The organism is Pararcticibacter amylolyticus, assembly GCF_003130405.1.
Taxonomy (GTDB): Bacteria; Bacteroidota; Bacteroidia; order Sphingobacteriales; family Sphingobacteriaceae; genus Arcticibacter; species Arcticibacter amylolyticus.
In genome coordinates this window covers 59666-62507 of record NZ_QEAS01000012.1, presented here as the reverse complement: position 1 = coordinate 62507, position 2842 = coordinate 59666, and the positions used below count along the sequence as shown (strand labels likewise).

Genomic DNA, 2842 nt, shown 5'->3' with positions numbered 1-2842 from the left:
TGGGATGCGGACGCGGTATAAATAGTATAAATTATAAAGGACAATGCCAAAACCATTGTCCTTTATAATTTATACTATTGCGGAGACAATATTCAATATCCAAAAGCTAACAGCCAACCCCTGATAGCTGAATACCTTACCTGATCGAAATAGAATAAGGTAACCGGGCCTGAATGCCGGTAAAACGGAGGGCATCTTTGAGCTGTTTGTAATACTGATATTGTTCGCCGAGCTCTGCTTTGGCAAAATGTTCCCTGAGTTTATCTTCTCCTGATTTAAAAATGGATTCCAAAGGATCTTTCTGTGAAGGGTAGGATACCATTTTATAATCCTTAAGTTTAGCCATTTTCGCTGCGGATTGTATGGCCTGGTCTATGTTTCCAAGGCGGTCAACTAATCCGTTCTTTAAAGCTTCTGAACCACTCCAAACACGTCCCTGGCCAATTTGATTGATATATTCCTGTGTTTTCTTACGGCCATCCGCTACCCGTTTGGTGAAAGTGCCATAAATGCGGTTTACCTCTTTTTGAATGATCAGTTTTTCTGCATCGGTCAGGGGGCGTGTAATAGAACCAAGATCGGCATGGGCGGCTGTTTTAACCCCGTCAAATGTGACGCCGAGCTTATTGTTAAAGAATTTCTGCATGTTAGGGATAATTCCGAACACGCCAATAGAACCTGTAATCGTATTGGGCTCAGCAAAAATAGAATCGGCCGCACATGCGATATAATATCCGCCGGAAGCAGCAACGTCTCCCATAGATACGATTACCGGTTTAACTTTACGGGTGAGAGCGACTTCTCTCCAGATTACATCTGATGCCAGCGCGCTGCCGCCGGGAGAGTTAATCCGGAAAACGACTGCTTTGATCTTATCGTCCGTTCTCACTCTCCTGATTGCTCTCGAAATTCTCTCAGAACCGATCGTTTCATCGTCTCCTTCTCCTCCGGTTATCTCGCCTGAGGCATAAACGATAGCAATCCTGTTATTAATATCACCGCTCTCCGGTTTGTTATTTTTGATATAGCCTGTAAGTGTGACAGATTTTATATCGTCTTTCTTATCGGTTCCAGTTAATTTTTTCAGTTCGTCAATTACCTCATCCTTATACCGCGTTCCGTCAGCGAGTTTATATTTTACAGCATCTGATGCACTTTGCACTTTCAGCTCATTGGCAATGGCGAATAAGGAATCTTTTTCGATTTTTCTGGATGCCGATACCCCTGAAAGGAAGTGATCGTACATAGACCCCATGAAAGATGTGACCTGCTGCCTGTTTGCATCGCTCATTTTGTCGAGGACAAAAGGCTCAACAGCACTTTTGTAAGTCCCCACCTTAATCACCTGTGGTTCAATTTCAAGTTTTTCAAGTGTCCCTTTATAGAAGGTGATCTCTGAGCTGAAACCTGTAAACTCAAGCAGGCCTTCCGGGTTGATGTAGACTTTGTCGGCCACGGAGGCAAGATAATAAGCTCCCTGCGTATACACTTCGCTATAGGCAAGGATGAATTTTTTCGATTTTTTAAAGTCGATCAATGCATTTCTGATCTCTTCAATCGTTGCCATACCGGCCTGCACCCCGGTGATATCAAGGTAAATACCCTTGATGTTGGAGTCTTCTTTCGCCCTTTTTAAGGCGAGAAGAATATCATTCAGCCCTAGTTTTTTTTGAGTCCCCAGCCCCCCTAAATCCAGGTCGTCAAGCGGACTTTTTATTGTCCGCTCCACTATGGGTATATTGAGGGACATGTGCATAACTGAACTTGGTTCAACGTTAACTGTCTCATTGTCTGATGCAGAGACGATTGCAAAAATGATGGCAATAAACAATATGCCCAGGACCACAGCTGAAAGGATAAATCCGATCATCGACGCAAAAACAACTTTGAAAAAACCTTTCATTGAAAGCTAATCTTATAATAATATGTGCAAGTATACAATAGATATAAATATATTTGAAACGTTACAACCTGATTAAGGTTTATGCACACGATTTATTTGTTACTTGGCAGCAATTTAGGAGACAGGTTAGATTATCTACGCAGGGGCCGGTCTCTCATTGAAAGAGAAATAGGAAAAATTAAGGAATCATCGGCCATCTATCAGACGGCTTCATGGGGGAATACTGATTTAGCTGATTTTCTGAATCAGGCGGTTTGTGTTGAAACGGAGCTTCCCGCAGATGATTTGTTGTTAACTATTCATGCGATCGAAAAATCGCTGGGCAGGGAAAGGGTTCTGAAATGGGGTGCACGGACTTTGGACATTGACATTCTTTTTTATGACGACCTGGTAATCAGTCAGCCGGACCTGACGATCCCTCATCCTTTATTACAGGAAAGAAGGTTTGTTTTAACTCCTCTTGCGGAAATTGCTCCCGGTATGCGGCACCCGGTTTTAGAAACTTCGATACAGGACTTGCTTGCCACGCTTCAGGATGAGTTATACGTAGAACGGTACAATAATACGATTATGTCTAAAGAAACCAACAACAACTTCGAAGTCGATATGTCATACCTCAATGACATTGCGGATGGAAACGCGGAGTTCATTATTGATATGATTGATATCTTTATTGAACAAACTCCTGTTTATTTCGAACAATTGGCTACGGCAATCAAAGAAAAAGACTGGACTGCAACTGCGGCAGTCGCTCACAAGATTAAACCGACACTTGCCTTCATCGGTGTCGAGGCCGCACGGCAAAGAATGGCTGAAATAGAGCGCAAAGCGCGTGATCTTGATCACCCTGAAGAAATTGAAGAACAATTCAACTATCTGAACAACGTATTCGATAGACTTTATGACGACCTCCGGAAGATCAGGACTGAACTGGGGAGC

General features: G+C 42.9%; 2 protein-coding genes. One reads left to right on the top strand and one right to left on the bottom strand.

Annotated features, from left to right (window positions below; translation table 11 throughout):
• Positions 1 to 136: 136 nt before the first annotated feature.
• Positions 137 to 1903, bottom strand: coding sequence for a signal peptide peptidase SppA (sppA, locus tag DDR33_RS15035; protein WP_109416631.1), 1767 nt, complete (start codon positions 1901 to 1903; stop codon positions 137 to 139).
• 81 nt (positions 1904 to 1984) lie between these two features.
• On the opposite strand from sppA, the gene folK reads away from it, so the two are divergent.
• On the top strand, positions 1985 to 2842 hold an 858-nt coding region (gene folK / locus DDR33_RS26695; RefSeq protein WP_109416630.1), incomplete at its 3' end, for a 2-amino-4-hydroxy-6-hydroxymethyldihydropteridine diphosphokinase.